17 protein-coding genes are annotated in these 17,179 nt (G+C 72.1%); 10 read left to right on the top strand and 7 right to left on the bottom strand.

The window, feature by feature from the left end:
- Positions 1 to 211: 211 nt before the first annotated feature.
- Together ACWEN3_RS22440 and ACWEN3_RS22445 are read left to right on the top strand one after the other, a co-directional pair.
- A complete protein-coding gene (locus ACWEN3_RS22440) occupies positions 212 to 871 on the top strand; it encodes a response regulator (protein ID WP_452973763.1) in 660 nt (219 codons plus the stop codon).
- A 64-nt stretch (positions 872 to 935) separates the two neighbouring features.
- On the top strand, positions 936 to 2,390 hold the full coding sequence (locus tag ACWEN3_RS22445) for a peptidoglycan D,D-transpeptidase FtsI family protein (RefSeq protein ID WP_452973766.1): 1,455 nt from the start codon (positions 936 to 938) through the stop codon (positions 2,388 to 2,390).
- A gap of 40 nt (positions 2,391 to 2,430) precedes the next feature.
- Here the strand turns inward: ACWEN3_RS22445 and ACWEN3_RS22450 are convergent, their stop codons facing one another.
- From ACWEN3_RS22450 to ACWEN3_RS22470, 5 genes are all read right to left on the bottom strand, one after another.
- Positions 2,431 to 3,882: an NCS2 family permease gene (locus ACWEN3_RS22450; RefSeq protein WP_452973769.1), complete on the bottom strand. Its 1,452-nt coding sequence runs from the start codon at positions 3,880 to 3,882 to the stop codon at positions 2,431 to 2,433.
- Between the two features lie 206 nt (positions 3,883 to 4,088).
- Positions 4,089 to 4,886 carry an HAD family acid phosphatase gene (locus ACWEN3_RS22455; RefSeq protein WP_452973772.1) on the bottom strand — a complete coding sequence of 266 codons (798 nt, stop codon included), beginning with the start codon at positions 4,884 to 4,886 and terminating at the stop codon, positions 4,089 to 4,091.
- Positions 4,887 to 5,151: 265 nt separating this feature from the next.
- The gene (locus ACWEN3_RS22460; RefSeq protein WP_452973775.1) at positions 5,152 to 5,904 is read right to left on the bottom strand and encodes an MBL fold metallo-hydrolase; all 753 of its coding nucleotides are present in this window, start codon (positions 5,902 to 5,904) and stop codon (positions 5,152 to 5,154) included.
- A 45-nt stretch (positions 5,905 to 5,949) separates the two neighbouring features.
- Positions 5,950 to 6,144, bottom strand: a complete 195-nt coding sequence (locus ACWEN3_RS22465) for a hypothetical protein (RefSeq protein WP_452973777.1) — start codon at positions 6,142 to 6,144, stop codon at positions 5,950 to 5,952.
- Between the two features lie 45 nt (positions 6,145 to 6,189).
- Positions 6,190 to 6,777, bottom strand: a complete 588-nt coding sequence (locus tag ACWEN3_RS22470; RefSeq protein WP_452973780.1) for a TIGR03086 family metal-binding protein — start codon at positions 6,775 to 6,777, stop codon at positions 6,190 to 6,192.
- A gap of 244 nt (positions 6,778 to 7,021) precedes the next feature.
- Here ACWEN3_RS22470 and ACWEN3_RS22475 point away from each other — a divergent pair, with 244 nt between their 5' ends.
- A complete protein-coding gene (locus tag ACWEN3_RS22475) occupies positions 7,022 to 8,254 on the top strand; it encodes an MFS transporter (protein ID WP_452973783.1) in 1,233 nt (410 codons plus the stop codon).
- Here ACWEN3_RS22475 and ACWEN3_RS22480 read toward each other — a convergent pair.
- Together ACWEN3_RS22480 and ACWEN3_RS22485 are read right to left on the bottom strand one after the other, a co-directional pair.
- Positions 8,191 to 9,354 (bottom strand): hypothetical protein, encoded by a 1,164-nt coding sequence (locus ACWEN3_RS22480; protein WP_452973786.1) that lies wholly within the window; start codon positions 9,352 to 9,354, stop codon positions 8,191 to 8,193. The genes ACWEN3_RS22475 and ACWEN3_RS22480 overlap by 64 nt on opposite strands.
- Positions 9,355 to 9,412: 58 nt before the next feature.
- Positions 9,413 to 10,354 (bottom strand): 5-dehydro-4-deoxyglucarate dehydratase, encoded by a 942-nt coding sequence (locus ACWEN3_RS22485; protein WP_452973789.1) that lies wholly within the window; start codon positions 10,352 to 10,354, stop codon positions 9,413 to 9,415.
- A 223-nt stretch (positions 10,355 to 10,577) separates the two neighbouring features.
- Between ACWEN3_RS22485 and ACWEN3_RS22490 the strand changes: the two genes are divergently transcribed.
- The 7 genes from ACWEN3_RS22490 to ACWEN3_RS22520 form a co-directional block, all read left to right on the top strand.
- Entirely contained in the window at positions 10,578 to 11,387 is an 810-nt protein-coding gene (locus ACWEN3_RS22490; protein WP_452973792.1) for an NAD-dependent epimerase/dehydratase family protein, read from the top strand.
- Positions 11,388 to 11,660: 273 nt separating this feature from the next.
- Complete coding sequence (locus ACWEN3_RS22495) at positions 11,661 to 12,431, top strand: DeoR/GlpR family DNA-binding transcription regulator (protein ID WP_452973795.1); 771 nt, start codon at positions 11,661 to 11,663, stop codon at positions 12,429 to 12,431.
- A gap of 79 nt (positions 12,432 to 12,510) precedes the next feature.
- The gene (locus tag ACWEN3_RS22500; protein WP_452973797.1) at positions 12,511 to 13,881 is read left to right on the top strand and encodes an ABC transporter substrate-binding protein; all 1,371 of its coding nucleotides are present in this window, start codon (positions 12,511 to 12,513) and stop codon (positions 13,879 to 13,881) included.
- Entirely contained in the window at positions 13,878 to 14,816 is a 939-nt protein-coding gene (locus ACWEN3_RS22505) for a carbohydrate ABC transporter permease (RefSeq protein ID WP_452973801.1), read from the top strand. Before ACWEN3_RS22500 ends, ACWEN3_RS22505 begins: the two co-directional genes overlap by 4 nt.
- Positions 14,813 to 15,637 (top strand): carbohydrate ABC transporter permease, encoded by an 825-nt coding sequence (locus tag ACWEN3_RS22510; protein WP_452973804.1) that lies wholly within the window; start codon positions 14,813 to 14,815, stop codon positions 15,635 to 15,637. The genes ACWEN3_RS22505 and ACWEN3_RS22510 overlap by 4 nt, the downstream gene beginning before the upstream one ends.
- Complete coding sequence (locus ACWEN3_RS22515; protein WP_452973807.1) at positions 15,634 to 16,623, top strand: zinc-dependent alcohol dehydrogenase family protein; 990 nt, start codon at positions 15,634 to 15,636, stop codon at positions 16,621 to 16,623. The genes ACWEN3_RS22510 and ACWEN3_RS22515 overlap by 4 nt, the downstream gene beginning before the upstream one ends.
- Before the next feature lie 60 nt (positions 16,624 to 16,683).
- Positions 16,684 to 17,179: TerD family protein (locus ACWEN3_RS22520; protein ID WP_452973810.1), on the top strand; the 496-nt coding region annotated here is incomplete at its 3' end.

Below are 17,179 nucleotides of genomic sequence, written 5' to 3' on the forward strand. Positions count from 1 at the left end.
GTCGCGACCCTTGCAAACGGATTGACGTGCTGCCGGCTCGGAGGCGGGGCTCCCCCCGCTTGGGTCGGTCGGCCATTCCAGGTGCCTGCTGCCGCGGTCACGGCCTGCGCGGCGTCGCCGACCGCGTCCGCCTGCTGGGCGGCGCGGCGGAGGCGGGGCCGTCCGGGGACACCTGGCGCCTGTGCGTACGACTCCCCCTGGAAGGACCCGCATGAACCGGCCCGCCATCCGGATCGTCCTCGCCGACGACGAGCGCATGGTCCGTACCGCCCTGCGCGCCATCCTCTCCGCCGAGCCCGGTCTGGAGGTGGTCGGCGAGGCGGCGACCGGCGCCGAGGCCGTGTCCGTGGTCCGGGAACTGCGGCCCGACGTCGTGCTCATGGACGTCCGTATGCCGGAGGTCGACGGCATCCGGGCCACCGAGCAGATCGTCGGCACGCTTCCGGAGCCGCCGCGGGTCGTCGTCGTGACCACTTTCGAGAACGACTCCTACGTGTACGACGCGCTGCGCGCCGGAGCCGCCGGCTTCCTGCTCAAGCGGGCCGACGCGGACTCCCTCGTCCAGGCGGTACGGCTGGTCGCCCGCACCGACAGCCTGCTGTTCCCGTCGGCCGTACGGGCCCTCGCGGCCGCGCACGCGCGCACGGCGCCCGCTCCCCCGGCCTGGGCGCGCAGGCTCACCGGGCGGGAGAGCGAGGTGCTGCGGCACATGGCCGCGGGGCTCACCAACGCCGAGATAGCCCGGCGCATGGAGGTCGGACCGGCCACCGTGAAGACGCATGTGGCGGCGGTGCTGGCCAAGACCGGCACCCGGGACCGCACCCAGGCGGTGATCGCAGCGTACGAGGCCGGGTTTCTGAGCACACGATGAGCAACGGATGAGAAATACGGGCGTACGGGAACGACACCCCCGTCGCTCTCGTCTTCCGGGCGGGATGAACAAGACGATCAGGCGGGCGTCCGTCTTCACGCTGCTGCTCGTGCTCGCCCTGCTCGGCAGGGCGACCTGGGTGCAGTTCTACGACGGCCAGGCCCTCGCGGACGACAACTACAACCGGCGCAACGCGATCGAGACGTACTCGCGGCCGCTGGGGAACATCATCGTGGCCGGCGACGCGATCACCGGCTCGACGCGGACGAAGGGAAGCGACCTCGCCTACAAGCGGACCTACACGGACGGCAAGCTGTACGCGGCGGTGACGGGCTACGCCTCACAGGCCTACGCGCCCACGCAGCTGGAGGGCATCTACAAGGACCTGCTCAACGGCACGGACCCGCAGCTGAACACCGTCATGGACACCCTCACCGGAGAGCGCGCCGACCCGGGCAACGTGGTCACCACCATCGACCCGGCGGTGCAGAAGGCGGCCTACAGCGCCCTCGGTGACAAGAAGGGCGCGGCCGTCGCCGTGGACCCGAAGACCGGCAGGATCCTCGCCGTGGTGTCGACGCCGTCGTACGACCCCGCCACGCTCGCCGACGCGAACACGGCCGGGACGGCCTGGCTGTCGCTCACGAAGGACAAGGACCAGCCGCTCACCAACCGTGCGCTGCGCCAGCCGCTGCCGCCCGGCTCGACGTTCAAGCTGGTCGTGGCGGCGGCCGCGCTGGAGAGCGGGCTGTACAAGAACGTGGACGACCCGACCGACAGCCCCGACCCCTACACGCTGCCGGGCACGACGAGGGTGCTGTCGAACGAGAACAAGTCGGCTCCCTGCAAGGACGCCCCGATCCGCGTCGCCCTGCGCTACTCCTGCAACAACGTCTTCGGCCACATGGCCGTCCAGCTCGGGCAGGACAAGGTGAGGGCCATGGCCGAGAAGTTCGGCTTCGACGACGACAAGCAGGACGTGCCGGTGCGGCCCTACGCCAGCGTGTACCCGTCGCACATGGACACGGCGCAGACCGGGCTGTCCGGCATCGGCCAGTTCGACGTCACGGCGACCCCGCTGCAGATGGCGATGGTGTCGGCGGCCATCGCCAACGGCGGCAAGCTGGTCTCGCCGCACATGGTGTCCCAGATCACCAACGGCGGCGGTGACGTGCTGCAGAACTACGACGAGAACGCGGGCACCAAGCAGATCGTCAGCTCCTCGACCGCCGAGCAGCTCCAGTCGGCCATGGAGACGGTGGTGAAGGACGGCACCGGCACGAACGCCCTGATCCCGGGGGTGACCGTCGGCGGCAAGACCGGTACCGCCCAGCACGGCGAGAACAACAGCAAGACGCCGTACGCCTGGTTCACGTCCTACGGCAAGTCCGGCAGCGGCGGCAAGGAGGTCGCCGTCGGCGTGATGGTCGAGCAGTCGGACGCGGCCCGGTCCGAGGTGAGCGGAAACGGGCTGGCCGCGCCGGTGGCCAAGGCGATGATGCAGGCGGCGCTCAAGTGACGTCGAGGGGGCGGTTCCGGAACCCGCCCCCTCGCCCCGGCTACTTGACGCCCAGCAGCTGCTCCACCGGATCGATCGCGAAGTACACCAGGAACAGTGCCGAGACGCCCCACAGCAGCCAGTTGACCTCCTTGGCCTTGCCCAGCACCGACTTGATGAGGACGTAGGAGAGGAAGCCCGCGCCGATGCCGTCGGTGATGGAGTAGGTGAAGGGCATCGCCGCGATGGTGAGGAACGCCGGGATGGCGATCTCGTACCTGTCCCAGTCGATGTGCTTGACGTGGGTCATCATCAGGAAGCCCACGGCGATCAGCGCGGGCGCCGCCGCCTGGAGCGGGACGATGGTGAGCAGCGGGGTGAGGAAGAGCGCGAGGCCGAACAGGCCGCCGGTGACGAGGTTGGCGAAGCCGGTGCGGGCGCCCTCGCCGACGCCGGCCGCGGACTCGATGTAGGCGGTGTTGGAGGAGGCGGAGCCGAGGCCGCCGGCCACGGCGGCGGCGCCGTCGATGAACAGCACGCGGCCGATGCCGGGCACCTGCCCCCTGTCGTCGAGCAGTCCGGCCTCGGCGCTGATGCCGACGATGGTGCCCATGGCGTCGAAGAAGTCGGACAGGATGAGGGTGAAGACCAGCAGCACGGCGGTGAGGACGCCGGCCTTGGCGAAGCCGCCGAACAGGCTGAAGTGACCGATGAGCCCGAAGTCCGGGGCGGCGACGATCTTGTCGGGGACCTTGGGCGTGGTCAGGCCCCAGCTCTTGATGTCGGCCACGGCGTTGATGACGATCGCGACGACGGTCATCGACACGATGCTGATGAGGATCGCGCCCTTCACCTTCCGGGCGAGCAGCGCGATGGTGAGCAGCACACCGACGCAGAAGACCAGCACGGGCCAGCCGGTGAGCCGGCCGACCGCGCCGAGCTGGACGGGCACGGTGGTGTTCGCGACGTCCGGGATGCGGCTGACGAACCCGGCGTCCACGAAGCCGATGAAGGCGATGAACAGGCCGATGCCGACGCCGATGGCCTGCTTGAGCTGCTGCGGGATGGCGTTCATGATCGCCTCCCGCAGTCCGGTGAGGACCAGCAGGCAGATGACCAGTCCTTCGAGGACGACCAGGCCCATCGCGTCGGGCCAGCTCATCAGCGGGGCCAGCTGGAAGGCGACGACGGCGTTGAGGCCGAGGCCGGCGGCGATGGCGAGGGGGAGGTTGCCGCCGACACCCATGACGACGGTCATCACACAGGCCACCAGGGCCGTGGCGGTGACGAGTTGGCCGGTGTCGAGGGCGTGGTGGTACTTGTCCCTGGCGCTGCCCAGGATGATCGGATTCAGGACAAGGATGTAGGCCATGGTGAAGAAAGTGGCGAGACCGCCGCGTATCTCCCGGCCGAAGGTGGATCCCCGTTCGGAGATTCTGAAGTACCGGTCGACGCCGTTGCGGGCAGGTGGCACGGCCTCTGGCCGCTGGTCCACCGTCTGCGTCTCGGACATGGTCCAACTCCTCGTCGCCTGATGAGCGGTGTGCGGATGCTGGCTGGATTGTTCCCTTGCCGGATCTGTTTCAGGTTTCCTTCGTGTCACGGATTCCGCCGTCCGCCCGCGGACGCCCGTCGGCCCCCGCCACGGCGCGTTGCTGCCGGTGACGGGGGCCGAGAGGGACGCCGCCGCTCAGGACGGAAGGCCGAGCAGCCCGGGCGTCAGGAGACGAAGTACGTCGGGTTCGGCAGCTTGTACGTGCGGTCCGCGTAGCCGCCGTCCAGGTCCGAGTACTGGTCGCCGAAGTTGGCGATGACCTCGTACCCGAGGTCGTCCTCGATGTGCTTGCGGGTGCCGGACTTGTACTGCACGGTCGTGCAGGTCCAGGCGCCCGGGGTGGCGCAACCGCTCAGGTACGCGGGCGGGTTGGCCTTGTCCTTGAGGAACATGTGGGCGGCGTCGAGGTTCACGTCGGCGCCGATCTTCTTCAGGTTGGCGACCGCGGCGGCGCGCTGCGCCTCCGACAGACCGGAGTTGTAGAAGACCTCGACACCCTTGGACTGGGCGTAGCGGACCAGCTCCGGGCTGCCGAAGACCTCCGGGCGGTCGGCCTTGTTCACGTAGTCGTTCCACGTGGTGGGGTTGTACGAGTAGTTGTAGCGCTTCTCGTAGTCGAGGCTGAGCAGCAGCGTGTCGTCGATGTCGAACATGACGGCCGGCTTCTCGCCGTGGTGGCGGGCCTTGCGGGCCGCCTTGTCGATGTAGCGCTTGGCGTCCGCGTCGATGCGCGCCAGGTCCTCGGCGTACGGGCTGTCCGGGGACGCCTGGTAGACACCGTTGCTGTCGGCGGTGGTGCCGTAGTACTTGTCGATGTCCTGCGTCAGGAGCCCGATGTTGTAGGGCTCGTGGGTGGAGTTGGCCGTCGACTGACCGGCGGTGGCCGCGCCCGCGCCGTACAGCGCGGCACCGGCGACCACGCAGGCGGCGGTGGCGGCGGCGACTCTGTGGGACTTCCGCATGGGTTCTCCGGATCCGATGGATGAGAGTGATGCACCAGGTCACGGACTGTCTACGCGCATAACCCCGGGCGCTGCGAGGGCTGTTACCCGATCGATACGCACTTTCTCGCCACCGCGCACGGGCGGATTCGGCACGGTCGTCAGCCGGGTCCCCGGTACGGCCCGGCGACCGGCCGCCTCCGGTTGCTCGCGCCGCGTGTCGTACAGACGGTCGGCCGGTCCAGGTGGAGCAGGTCGGTGATGCGGGAGAGGAAGCCGGGGCTTCTCAGACGGTGTGGACGTCGCCCTCGACCGCGCTGCGGGCGGGCCGGCCGGAGGCCACGGCGGCGCGGGCGGCGGCCGCCTCGCGGGTGAGCGTGGGGCCCACGTGGGTCACGAGCAGCGCGCGCACACGGGCGCCGAGGGCGATCCGCCCGGCGTCCTCCGGCGTCAGATGCACCTGTTCGCCACCGCGATGCGCGTGGATGTCGGCCTCGCACAGGAACAGGTCGGCGTGCAGGGCGAGTTCACCGAGCGCGGCGCAGGGCCCGCTGTCCCCGGAGTAGGCGAGCACACTCCCCTGGCACTCGGCCCGCAGCCCGTACGCCTCGGTGTCGTGGGCGACGGCGCGGGCGGTGAGGCGGAGGTTCCAGTGCCGTACGTCGTGGCCGTCGTACAGGGGCCGGAAGTCGAAGACGCCCTTGAGGAAGTCGCTGTCCGCCCGCCCGAAGAAGCCGGCCAGGCGGCGGGCGCAGTCCTGCGGGGCGTACACCGGGACCGGCGCGGCCGGGGTCATCCCGCCGAAGGCGAAGGCGTAGGCGGCGGACAGCAGGTCGGCGCTGTGGTCGGCGTGCAGGTGGGAGATCCAGATCGCCGTGAGCCGCGCCGGGTCGGTGTGCCGCTGCAACGCGGCGAACGTACCGGGCCCCGCGTCCACCCATACCTCGGCGCCCCCTCCGGACAGCAGATATCCGGAGCAGGGCCGGTCCGGGCCGGGGTGCGGCGAGGCGGCGCCGAGGACGGTGAGCGTGAGCGGCATGAAGAGGAGCGTACGGCCGCGAGCACCCGTGCCCCGGTCACTTGGTCAAGTCCCGGCCGCCCGGCCAAGCGGAGCCTCGGGTACCGCGGTGGGCGTCCTGGCGGCTGTCCGTGCCATGGCGAGCAGCCCGCCGAACAGCAGGTCCATCGGGCCGTGCACGACCAGCGGGCTGGTGCCGCATTCCGCTGAGCCCGCCCGGTCGCCGGGGCGCGGGACCGTCGCGGTGTGCGGTGGGGCCATGCCCGCACCGGACCGGCATGGCCCCGCCCCTCACGCAGTCACCGGTCAGCCCGCCGGGTGCCACCCCGGGTACCGGCCGCTCAGGCCCACCGCGCGGTCCAGCAGGGGTGCCTCCGACGGGATCGGGACGACCGGGCCGAAGAGGCCGCCGGGGCGGTCGGGGTTCTCGGCCGCGACGAGGAGGAAGCCGTGGGCCGCGTCCAGGGCGGCGGGGTCGGCGGCGTAGGGCAGGCCGGTGGCGCGGGCCAGGTCCCAGCCGTGGATCACCAGCTCGTCGGCGAGGACGGCGCCGGCCACCTCGCCCGGCAGGTCCACCCCGCCCGCGCGGGTCATGCCGGTCCACGCGGCCGGGTCGCGCCAGGCGTCGGCGACTTCGTCCAGCGCCTTGGGCAGTTCCTCGCGCCAGCCGGGGCCGATGTCCGGGACGGTGGCGCCCGGGTTGGTGTCGGTCGTGGCGCCGAGGCTCTTGCGGGCCGCGTCGCGGAAGGCGACGGACAGCCCGTGGATGTGGCCCAGCAGGTTCCGCACCGCGAGCCCCGGGCACGGGGTCGGGGCCGTCAGCTGTTCGTCGGTGACCGTCTCGGCGAGCCGCGCCACGATGTGGGCCTGGGGGCCCAGGTCGACCATGGTCATGCCTTGCTCCTTCGGGTTCGCACTGCCCGTACGGAGTTCCGACCGCCCGGCGCACCGAAACTCATCGGTGCCGGCGGCGGCCGCGCAGCCACTTCCCCGGCGACCGCCCTCCCCCGAAGCGCCACCCCGCGTCAAGAAGCGCAGGACCGACAGGTTCCGACGGATTGCCGCCGTCGCGCCGGCCCGGCGGATGAGGCATCCGACGGATCCGCAGGCGCCCTCCTTAGGCCCACGATGACGAGGCATGACGACTTCCCCGGCGGTGCTGCGCGTGCTGCGCGACCGCAACGCGGCCCTGTGCCTGGCGGCCGTGGTGGTGTCCGGCTTCGGCACCTCCTCCCTGTGGCTGGCGTCGGGCGTGTGGGTCAAGGACCTCACCGGCTCCGACGGCCTGGCCGCCCTGTGTCTGCTCGCCATGTGGGCGCCCACCCTGGCGGGCCCGGCGCTGGGCGCGCTCGCCGACCGCGTCCGCCGCAGACCGCTGCTCGTCGCGGGCAACCTGGGCATGGCCGCGCTGCTGCTCGCCCTGTTCGCCGTGGACTCCCCGGGCCGCCTGTGGCTGCTGTTCGCGGTGCTGGCCGTGTACGGCGCCGAGGGAGTGGTCCACGACGCCGCCGAGTCGGGCCTGGTGGCCGCGGCCGTCGGCCCGGACGTGCTCGGCGACGTCAACGGACTGCGCATGAGCGTCACGGAGGGCATGAAGCTCGTCGCCCCGCTGACCGGGGCGGGTCTCTACGCGGCCTGCGGCGGACCGGCCGTCGCCTGCCTGGACGCGGTCACCTTCGTCCTCGCCGCCGTTCTGTGCGCCCTCCTGCGCGTGCGCGAGGAGCGGCCCGTCCGGCCCGCCGGGGACCGGCGGCGGGAGATCGCCGAGGGCTTCCGGCAGGTGTGGGGGCACCCGGCGCTGCGCCCGCTGGTCCGGGCGGGCGGTACGACCATGTTCCTCGCCTCCCTGAGCAGCGCGACGATCTACGCCGTCGTCGGCCGCCTCGGCCACTCCCCCACGTACACGGGCCTGCTGTACGCCGTCCAGGGTGTCGGGTCGGTGACGGCCGGGCTGGTCTCCGGTCCGGCGCTGCGCCGGCTCGGCGGGCGCCGGTTCGCGGCGGCGGGCATCGCGCTGACGGGGGTCGCGGTGGCGGCGCGGGCCGTGCCGTGGGACGCGGTCGCCCTGGCGTCGAGCGCGGTGAGCGGGCTGGGGCTGCCGTGCGCGCTGGTCGCCGCGCTCACCGCCGTGCAGCGGGAGACCCCCGGCCCGCTGCTCGGCCGGGCGACGGCCACCGCGAACACGCTGCTCTTCGCCCCGAACGTGCTGGGTCTGGCCGCCGGGGCCGGCCTGGTCGAACTGGCCGGTCCCGGGCTGCTGCTGCCCTGCTACGGCCTGGCGCTGCTCGCGACGGCGGCCCCGCTCGTTCAGCGCGCCGCCAGTGCCGAGCGCACCGCGGCGAGGTCTCCGTCCGACGCCAACCCGGCGTGATAGAGCCGCAGTTCCGTCGCCCCGTCCGCACGCGCGCGTGCCGCGTCCGCCGCGAGCGTGGCGGGGCTGCCGCCCATCCCGGTGACCACCGTGAGGTTGGCCGCCAGGACGGTCCGCTCCCGCGCCCGCTCGGCGAAGGGCGCCAGCAGGGCCGTACCGCCGGTGCAGGGGACCACCACGCCGTCGGCGACGGACAGGATGTGGCCGGGGTCGACGCCCGCATTGGCGCCGCAGTGGTGGGAGACGGGGTCGGCGTGCAGCAGGACCTGGAAGCCGTCGGGCGCGGCGGCGCGGACGGCGGCCACGGCGTCCTCCTGGAGGGTGCGGGCGGTGGTGTCGCGCCACGCGCGCGTGGCGGCCGCGGTGTCCTCGCCGAGCAGCTTCTCGACCGTCGGCCACCCCGCGTCGTCCGCCGCGCCCCGCCACAGCGGCTCCAGCCCGGTGCGCACGGAGCCCGCCAGCTCGTCCCCGTCCAGGCCATGCGCGCCGTACCCGGCGCGGCAGGAGGGGCAGAAGCACAGGGACATCAGGTACTGCCCGGCGTCCCCGAGGCCGACGCCGGAGATCTTGTCGTGGGCGTGCAGGTGCTGGAGCCCGTACCAGCCGAGGGACTCCAGTTCGGTGCCGCGCGCGCCGGGGCGTACAGCGGCCTCGGCGGCCAGGTCGACCAGGTACGCGCGCGTGGCGGGCTGGGCGATGCAGGGCGCCCACGGGTAGCGGTCGCCGTAGGCGTTGACGACCGAGGTGTCGGGGTGCTCGGCGCCGAGCCGGGAGTTGTGCGCGAGGACCACCCAGGTGTGCACCTCCAGACCGGCGGCGGCGAGCGCCCGCGCCGCCTCGCCGTACGCGTCGCCGGGGGCCCAGCGGCCGGCGGGGCAGGGGCGCAGGCCGCGGCCCCCCCACCCGGCGCCCGCCGGGTAGAGCAGGGCCGCGTACTCGGCGGTGACGATGCGGTGGCGGGGGTGGCGGGGGGTGAGGGCGCGGGTGGAGTGGTAGGCGGCGGCGAGGGTCACCTGCTCGACGCCGAGTCCGGCGATGCGCGCGGGGGCCTCGGGGTCTCCGTTGACGTCCCAGGGATAGACGAACGCCGAGGCCTTCACGCGTCCCCCTCCAGATCGCTCACACGTCCTGCGCCGGAGGGCGCGGCGGCAGGCTCGATCACGCGTCCTCCTCCAGCAGCGCGTAGCCGCGTTCGATCAGCCGGGCGAGCTGTTTGACGTGGTCCTCGGACGGTTCGTGCAGCGGGGGCCGGACCTCGCCGACGTCCAGGCCGCGCAGCCGTACGCCGGCCTTGACGAGGGAGACGGCGTAGCCGCGGCCCTGCGCGCGCAGTTCCACGAACGGGCGGAAGAAGCCGTCGAGCAGGCGCCGCACGGTGTCCGTGTCGTCCGCGGCCAGGGCGCGGTGGTGGGCGAGGGCGATCTCGGGGGCGAAGCAGAAGACGGCCGAGGAGTACAGGGTGACGCCGAGGGCGCGGTAGGCGAGCTGGGTCTGCTCGGCGGTGGGCAGGCCGTTGAAGTACAGGAAGTCGCCGGGGACCTCGGTGCGCACGGCGCTGACGATCCGCTGCATCAGGTCGAGGTCGCCGAGGCCGTCCTTGAGGCCGATGACGCCGTCGGTGCGGGCGAGTTCGACGACGGTCGGCGGGGTGAAGACGGCGTTGTCGCGCTGGTAGACGATCACCGGCAGGGCGGTGGCCGCGGCGAGCTCCCGGTAGTGGCGCAGCAGGCCCTCCTGACCGGCGAGCACGAGGTACGGCGGCATCGCGAGGAGGCCGTCGGCGCCCGCCCGCTCGGCGAGGCGCGCGTAGCGGACGGCCAGCGCGGTGCCGTAGCCGGCGCCAGCGACGACGGGGACGCGCCCCCCGGCCGCCTCGACGGCCACCCGGACGCAGGCCTCGAACTCCTCGGGCAGCAGCGCGTGGAACTCCCCGGTGCCGCAGCAGGCGAACACGGCGGCGGCGCCGGCCGCGACGCCCCGGCGCACATGGGTGCGGTAGACGTCGAGGTCGGGCGAGCCGTCGGGGCCGAAGGCCGTGACGGGGAAGAAGAGCGGCCCGCTCGGGGCGCTGAGCCGGGCGGCGAGAGGGGCAGGCGTCACTGGCTCTCCCAGTCGGTGCATGCTTCTGATCGGTGTCTATATTTCTGAACGATCTCACGCTAAGCGCCCGCAAGGGGGCGGGTCGAGCGCCGGAACAGGCGCCGCAGAAGCGAAATCACCCTCGTCACGGCACACTTGACGGGGCGGATCACCGCTCCTTAGCTTGTCCATGAATATGAACCCCATCCAAGCATGCGGCCACTGACGTCAAGGAGACCGACGGATGCCCGCTCCCCGCACCGTTCTGCTCACCGGCGCCGCCGGCGGGCTCGGCACCCTGATGCGGTCCCTGCTGCCGGAGTACGGCTACTCGCTGCGCCTGTTCGACATGCGTCCCGTCGAGGGCGCGCCGGACGCGATCACCGCGGACCTCGCCGACACGGACGCGCTGCGCGAGGCGGTGCGGGGCGTGGACGCGGTCCTCCACCTCGCGGGCATCTCCCTGGAAGCGCCCTTCGAGAAGATCCTGCGGTCGAACATCGAGGGCACCTACCACCTCTACGAGGCCGCGCGCGGGGAAGGCGTGCCCCGGATCGTCTTCGCCTCCTCCAACCACGCCGTCGGCTTCACCCCGGCCCCGCGCCCGGGCGAGGCGCCGATCCCCGTCGACACCCCGCGCCGCCCGGACACCTTCTACGGCCTGTCCAAGTCCTTCGGCGAGGACCTGGCCCAGCTCTACTGGGACAAACACGGCCTGGAGACGGTCTCGGTGCGCATCGGCTCCTGCTTCCCGGAGCCGACCAGCGTGCGCATGCTCTCGGTGTGGATGAGCCCGGCCGACGGCGCCCGCCTCTTCCACGCGGCCCTGACCGCAGAGAACGTCGGCCACACGGTCGTCTACGGCTCCTCCGCCAACACACGCCTGTGGTGGGACCTGGGCAGCGCCCGGGCGCTCGGCTACGAGCCGCGGGACGACTCCGAGCCCTACGCCCGGAAGCTGATCGCCGAGCAGGGCGAACCGGATCCCGCGAACCCGGCCCACAGCCATCTGGGCGGCCACTTCGTGAACGACCCGCCGATCTGGCCGTACTGAGCCTTCGGGGCGGGCCGGACGGCGGGAAACGACCGCCCGGCGAGGCGGGCGGGCACCGAACGGGCCAGCCCGCCGCCCTATCCGGGCATCCGCGCCGCCCGTTTCCACTCGGCGTCCGGCGGCCGCGCAGGTCCGCGGCGGGCAGAACCTCCGGCAAACGGGCCCAAGCGGTCAGCATCGGGCCCGCAACAGACCTGGTCAGGCTCGCGCACCGGCGGTAGAACTTCCCCCATGGGCCCGAACGGGCAGTTCCACAGGGAAGCGGGTGACGACATGAGCACCAGGACGGCGGAGGAACGCCAGCGCGAGATCGTGCGGGCCGCCCGCGCCACCGGCTCGGTCGACGTCGCCGCACTCGCCGTGGAGCTGGGCGTGGCCAAGGAGACCGTCCGGCGCGATCTGCGCGCCCTGGAGGACCACGGGCTGGTCCGCCGCACCCACGGCGGGGCCTACCCGGTGGAGAGCGCCGCCTTCGAGACCACGCTGGCCTTCCGGGCCACCAGCCAGGTGCCCGAGAAGCGCCGGATCGCCGCCGCCGCTGCCGACCTGATCGGCGACGCCGAGACGGTCTTCGTCGACGAGGGCTTCACCCCACAGCTCATCGCCGAGGCGCTCCCCGGGGACCGGCCGCTGACCGTGGTCACCGCGTCCCTGCCGGTCGCCGGCGCCCTGGCCGAGGCGGGCCACGCCCAGGTGCTGCTGCTCGGCGGCCGGGTCCGCGCCGGCACCCTGGCCACCGTCGACCACTGGACGACGAGGATGCTGGCCGGCTTCGTCCTCGACCTCGCCTACATCGGCGCCAACGGCATCTCCCGCGAGCACGGCCTGACCACGCCCGACCCGGCGGTCGGCGAGGTCAAGGCGCAGGCGATCCGGGCCGCGCGGCGGACCGTGTTCGCGGGCGTGCACACCAAGTTCGGAGCGGTCGGTTTCTGCCGGTTCGCGGAGATCGGCGCGCTGGAGGCGATCGTGACCAGCACGTTGCTCCCGGCGGCCGAGGCCCATCGCTACGCCCTGCTGGGCCCACAGGTCATCCGGGTCTGAACCACCGGCTCGTCCGTACATCCGGGCACCCCCCGCCCACTGAATGCCCCTTATGTCCCCTTAATTCCAGGAGTGATCCATGCGCACCCCGAGCCGACGGAGGCCGCGAGCCACGCTCGCCACGGCCGCCGCAGGGACGCTGCTCGCCCCGCTGCTGACCGGCTGCTGGGTCGGGGCGGGCGGAACCGGATCCGGCGGCGACTCGATCAACGTGCTGATGGTCAACAACCCGCAGATGGTGGAGCTGCAGAAGCTCACCGCCGCGCACTTCACCAAGGAGACCGGCATCCGGGTGAACTTCACCGTCCTGCCGGAGAACGACGTCCGCGACAAGATCAGCCAGGACTTCGCCAACCAGGCCGGCCAGTACGACGTCGCCACCCTCTCCAACTACGAGATACCGATCTACGCCCGCAACGGCTGGCTGCGGTCGATGGACCCGTACGTCGCCAAGGACCCGTCGTACGACGAGCAGGACGTGCTCAAGCCCATGCGCCAGTCCCTCACGGGTGACGACGGCAGGCTCTACGGGCAGCCCTTCTACGGCGAGTCGTCCTTCCTGATGTACCGCAAGGACGTCTTCGCGGCGAAGGGCCTGACGATGCCCGCCCACCCCACCTGGCAGCAGGTGGCCGCCCTCGCCGCGGAGGTGGACGGCGCGAAGCCCGGCATGCGCGGCATCTGCCTGCGCGGACTGCCCGGCTGGGGCGAGCTGATGGCACCGCTGACGACCGTCGTGAACACCTTCGGCGGCACCTGGTTCGACAAGCACTGGAAGGCGCACCTGGACTCGCCCGAGTTCGAGAAGGCGACAAAGTTCTATGTCGACCTCGTCCGCGGCCATGGGGAGTCCGGCGCCCCGCAGTCCGGATTCGCCGAGTGCCTGAACGACATGACCCAGGGGAAGGTCGCCATGTGGTACGACGCCACCTCCGCGGCCGGCTCCCTGGAGGCCAAGGGCTCCCCGGTCAAGGACAGGCTCGGCTACGCCCCCGCCCCCGTCGAGAAGACCAGCTCCTCCGGCTGGCTCTACACCTGGGCCTGGGGCATCCAGCACGCCTCCCGCAACCCCGACAAGGCCTGGAAGTTCGTCTCCTGGGCGTCCGGCAAGGAGTACGAGCAGCTGGTCGGCGGGACGAGCGGCTGGCCGGACGTCCCCGCGGGCAAGCGGGCCTCGACCTACACCAACCCCGCCTACCGCAGGTCGGCGGCCGCCTTCCAGGAGATGACCAAGGAGGCCATCGAGAGCGCCCGCCCGAACGACCCCGGCGTGCAGCCGCGTCCCGCGCCCGGCATCCAGTTCGTCGGCATCCCCGAGTTCACCGACCTCGGCACCAAGGTCTCCCAGGAGATCAGCGCGGCCATCGCCGGACGCCAGTCCGTCGACTCGGCCCTGAAGAAGTCTCAGCAGCTCGCCGAGAAGATCTCCAAGGAGTACGAGGGACGATGACAGCCACGACCACGGCCCCTTACGCGGCCTCCTCCGCACGGGCGCTGAAGCGGCCCCCCGCCCGGCTGCGCGCCTGGGCCACCCGGGCCCCGCTCCTGCCGGCCCTCGTCTTCATGATCGCGGTGACCCAGCTGCCGTTCGTGGCCACCCTGGTGATCTCCTTCTTCGACTGGAACGCCCTCTATCCCAAGGCCCGGCACTTCACCGGCGTCGACAACTACCGCCAGGTGCTGACCGATCCGGACCTGCGCCACTCGGTGGGGACGACGGTGCTGCTCACGGTGGCGGTGGTGCTGGCCAGCCTGGTCCTCGGGCTGGCGCTGGCGCTGCTGCTGGACCGCAGGTTCCGCGGCCGGGGCATCGTGCGCACCCTGCTCATCGCCCCCTTCCTGGTGGTGCCGGTGGCGGCGGCCCTGCTCTGGAAGCATGTGCTCTACAACCCCGAATACGGCCTGCTCAACGGGTTGTTGCACTATGTGGGCGGCCCGCAGCCGGACTGGATCTCCAACACCCCGCTGCTCGCGGTGGAGGCCTCCCTGGTGTGGCAGTGGACGCCGTTCATGATGCTGATCCTGCTCGCCGGCCTGCAGAGCCGGGACCAGCAGCAGATCGAGGCGGCGCGGGTCGACGGCGCGAGCGACTGGCAGATCTTCCGCCATCTGACCCTCCCCCACCTGCGCCGCTACCTGGAGCTGGGCGCCCTGCTGGGGTCGATCTACATCGTGCAGAACTTCGACGCGGTCTTCACCATCACGTCCGGCGGCCTGGGCACGGCGAACCTGCCCTACACCGTCTACCAGAGCTTCTACCAGGCCCACGAGAACGGCCTCGCGTCGGCCGCGGGCGTCCTGGTCGTCATCGGCTCCATCGTCATCGCGACCTTCGCCCTGCGCGTCGTGTCGTCCCTGTTCCGCGAGGAGGTGGCCCGCGCATGAACGCGGTACGCCGCAACGGGCTGGGCCTCGTGGCCTGGCTGGCCGGCATCGTCTTCTTCCTGCCCATCGCCTGGATGGCGCTGACGTCCTTCCACTCGGAACAGGACGCGGCGACCAACCCGCCGTCCTTCGGTGCCTCCCTCACCCTGGACGGCTACCGCGAGTTCTTCGGCACGGGCGGCGGGGCGAGCCCCTGGCCCGCGCTGATCAACTCCACGGTGGCGTCCGTCGTCTCGACGCTCTGCGTGCTGCTGCTCGCCCTCCCGGCGGCGTACGCGCTGTCGATCCGGCCGGTGAGGAAGTGGACGGACGTGCTGTTCTTCTTCCTGTCCACCAAGATGCTGCCGGCCGTGGCGGGCCTGCTGCCGATCTACCTGTTCGCCAAGAACGCCGGGATGCTCGACGACATCTGGCTGCTGGTCATCCTCTACACCGCCATGAACCTGCCGATCGCCGTGTGGATGATGCAGTCCTTCCTCGCCGAGGTGCCGGTCGCGGTCATCGAGGCGGCGCGGGTGGACGGGGCCCGCCTGCCGACGGTCCTCACCCGCGTGGTCGCCCCGATCGCCCTGCCCGGCATCGCCGCGACGGCGCTGATCTGCTTCATCTTCAGCTGGAACGAACTGCTGTTCGCGCGGGTGCTCACGGGCGTGGTCGCCGAGACCGCCCCCGTCTTCCTGACCGGATTCATCACCAGCCAGGGCCTGTTCCTGGCGAAGGTGTGCGCCGCGTCGCTCGTCATCTCCCTGCCGGTGCTCGCCGCGGGGTTCGCCGCCCAGGACAAGCTGGTCCAGGGCCTGTCGTTGGGAGCCGTGAAATGAAGGCCGCCGTCATCGAGTCCGTGGGCCGCGCCGTCGTCACCGAGGTCCCCGACCCGGCGCCAGGACCCCGCGAGGTCGTCGTCCAGGTGGCCGCCTGCGGCCTGTGCGGCACCGATCTCCACATCCTCCAGGGCGAGTTCGCGCCCAAACTGCCCATCGTCCCCGGGCACGAGTTCGCGGGCGAGGTGGTCGGGGTCGGCACCCAGGTCACCGAGGTCGCGGTCGGCGACCGGGTGGCCGTGGACCCCTCCCTGTACTGCCACGAGTGCCGCTACTGCCGTACCGGCCACAACAACCTGTGCGAGCGCTGGGCCGCGATCGGCGTGACCACGGCGGGCGGGGCGGCGCAGTACGCGGTCGCGCCCGTCGCCAACTGCGTGAAGCTGCCCGAGCACGTGCGCACCGAGGACGCGGCCCTGGTGGAGCCCCTGTCCTGCGCGGTGCGCGGCTACGACGTCCTGCGCTCCCGCCTGGGCGCCCACGTCCTGATCTACGGCTCCGGCACCATGGGCCTGATGATGCTGGAGCTGGCCAAGCGCACGGGCGCGGCCAGCGTGGACATGGTCGACGTCAACCCCGCCCGGCTGGAGACGGCCCGGCTGCTGGGCGTCTCGGACGCGGCGGGCGGCGCGGACGAACTCGACCGCCCCCAGGGCTGGGACGTGGTCGTCGACGCCACCGGCAACGCGGCGGCCATCCAGGACGGCCTGGACCGGGTGGCGAAGGCGGGGACGTTCCTGCAGTTCGGGGTCGCCGACTACGCGACCCGGGTGACCATCGACCCGTACCGCGTCTACAACCAGGAGATCACGATCACCGGCTCGATGGCGGTGCTGCACAGCTTCGAGCGGGCGGCCGAGCTGTTCGCGAACGGGGTGCTGGATCCGCGGGTGTTCATCAGCGACCGGATCCCGCTGGAGCGGTACCCGCAGGCACTGGAGCAGTTCGCGGCGGGGGTCGGACGGAAGATCGTCGTCGTGCCGTAGGCCGTTCGGCCGGTAAGGGAACGGTAAAGCACCTTCGTTCGTTCACCCGGCATGACAGCTATGACCCCTGGCTCGAACATCCCTCTCTCGGTCGCGCGCGTGACGGTGGACGTCGCCGCTCCGGTGCGGCTCGACGTATCGGGCCTGCTGCTCACCGCCGACGGCAAGGTGCGCTCCGACGGCGACTTCATCTTCTACAACCAGCCGGCCGGGCCGGGCGTGACGTACCGGTCCGGCGGCGGGACCGCGCCCGACGCGATCACGGTCGACACCGTCGCCGTGCCGCCGGACATCGAGAAGATCGTGGTCACGGCCAGCCCGGACGCGGCCGGCCAGACCTTCCAGGGCATCGAGCCGACCGCCACGGTCCGCGACGCGGACGGCGGCGCGGTGCTGGCCACGTTCACACCCCCGCAGCTGGGCACGGAGACCGCGCTGGTCATCGTGGAGATCTACCGGCGCGGCGGCCAGTGGAAGGCCCGCGCCGTCGGCCAGGGGTACGCCAACGGGCTGGCCGGCATCGCCACGGACTTCGGCGTGACGGTGGAGGAGCCGG

Source organism: Streptomyces sp. NPDC004561, assembly GCF_053602155.1.

Coding starts and splice junctions, on each gene's coding strand:
- ACWEN3_RS22440 (WP_452973763.1), top strand. CDS start 212: ATGAACCGGCCCGCCATCCGGATCGTCCTCGCCGACGACGAGCGCATG.
- ACWEN3_RS22445 (WP_452973766.1), top strand. CDS start 936: ATGAACAAGACGATCAGGCGGGCGTCCGTCTTCACGCTGCTGCTCGTG.
- ACWEN3_RS22450 (WP_452973769.1), bottom strand. CDS start 3,882: ATGTCCGAGACGCAGACGGTGGACCAGCGGCCAGAGGCCGTGCCACCT.
- ACWEN3_RS22455 (WP_452973772.1), bottom strand. CDS start 4,886: ATGCGGAAGTCCCACAGAGTCGCCGCCGCCACCGCCGCCTGCGTGGTC.
- ACWEN3_RS22460 (WP_452973775.1), bottom strand. CDS start 5,904: ATGCCGCTCACGCTCACCGTCCTCGGCGCCGCCTCGCCGCACCCCGGC.
- ACWEN3_RS22465 (WP_452973777.1), bottom strand. CDS start 6,144: ATGGCCCCACCGCACACCGCGACGGTCCCGCGCCCCGGCGACCGGGCG.
- ACWEN3_RS22470 (WP_452973780.1), bottom strand. CDS start 6,777: ATGACCATGGTCGACCTGGGCCCCCAGGCCCACATCGTGGCGCGGCTC.
- ACWEN3_RS22475 (WP_452973783.1), top strand. CDS start 7,022: ATGACGACTTCCCCGGCGGTGCTGCGCGTGCTGCGCGACCGCAACGCG.
- ACWEN3_RS22490 (WP_452973792.1), top strand. CDS start 10,578: ATGCCCGCTCCCCGCACCGTTCTGCTCACCGGCGCCGCCGGCGGGCTC.
- ACWEN3_RS22495 (WP_452973795.1), top strand. CDS start 11,661: ATGAGCACCAGGACGGCGGAGGAACGCCAGCGCGAGATCGTGCGGGCC.
- ACWEN3_RS22500 (WP_452973797.1), top strand. CDS start 12,511: ATGCGCACCCCGAGCCGACGGAGGCCGCGAGCCACGCTCGCCACGGCC.
- ACWEN3_RS22505 (WP_452973801.1), top strand. CDS start 13,878: ATGACAGCCACGACCACGGCCCCTTACGCGGCCTCCTCCGCACGGGCG.
- ACWEN3_RS22510 (WP_452973804.1), top strand. CDS start 14,813: ATGAACGCGGTACGCCGCAACGGGCTGGGCCTCGTGGCCTGGCTGGCC.
- ACWEN3_RS22515 (WP_452973807.1), top strand. CDS start 15,634: ATGAAGGCCGCCGTCATCGAGTCCGTGGGCCGCGCCGTCGTCACCGAG.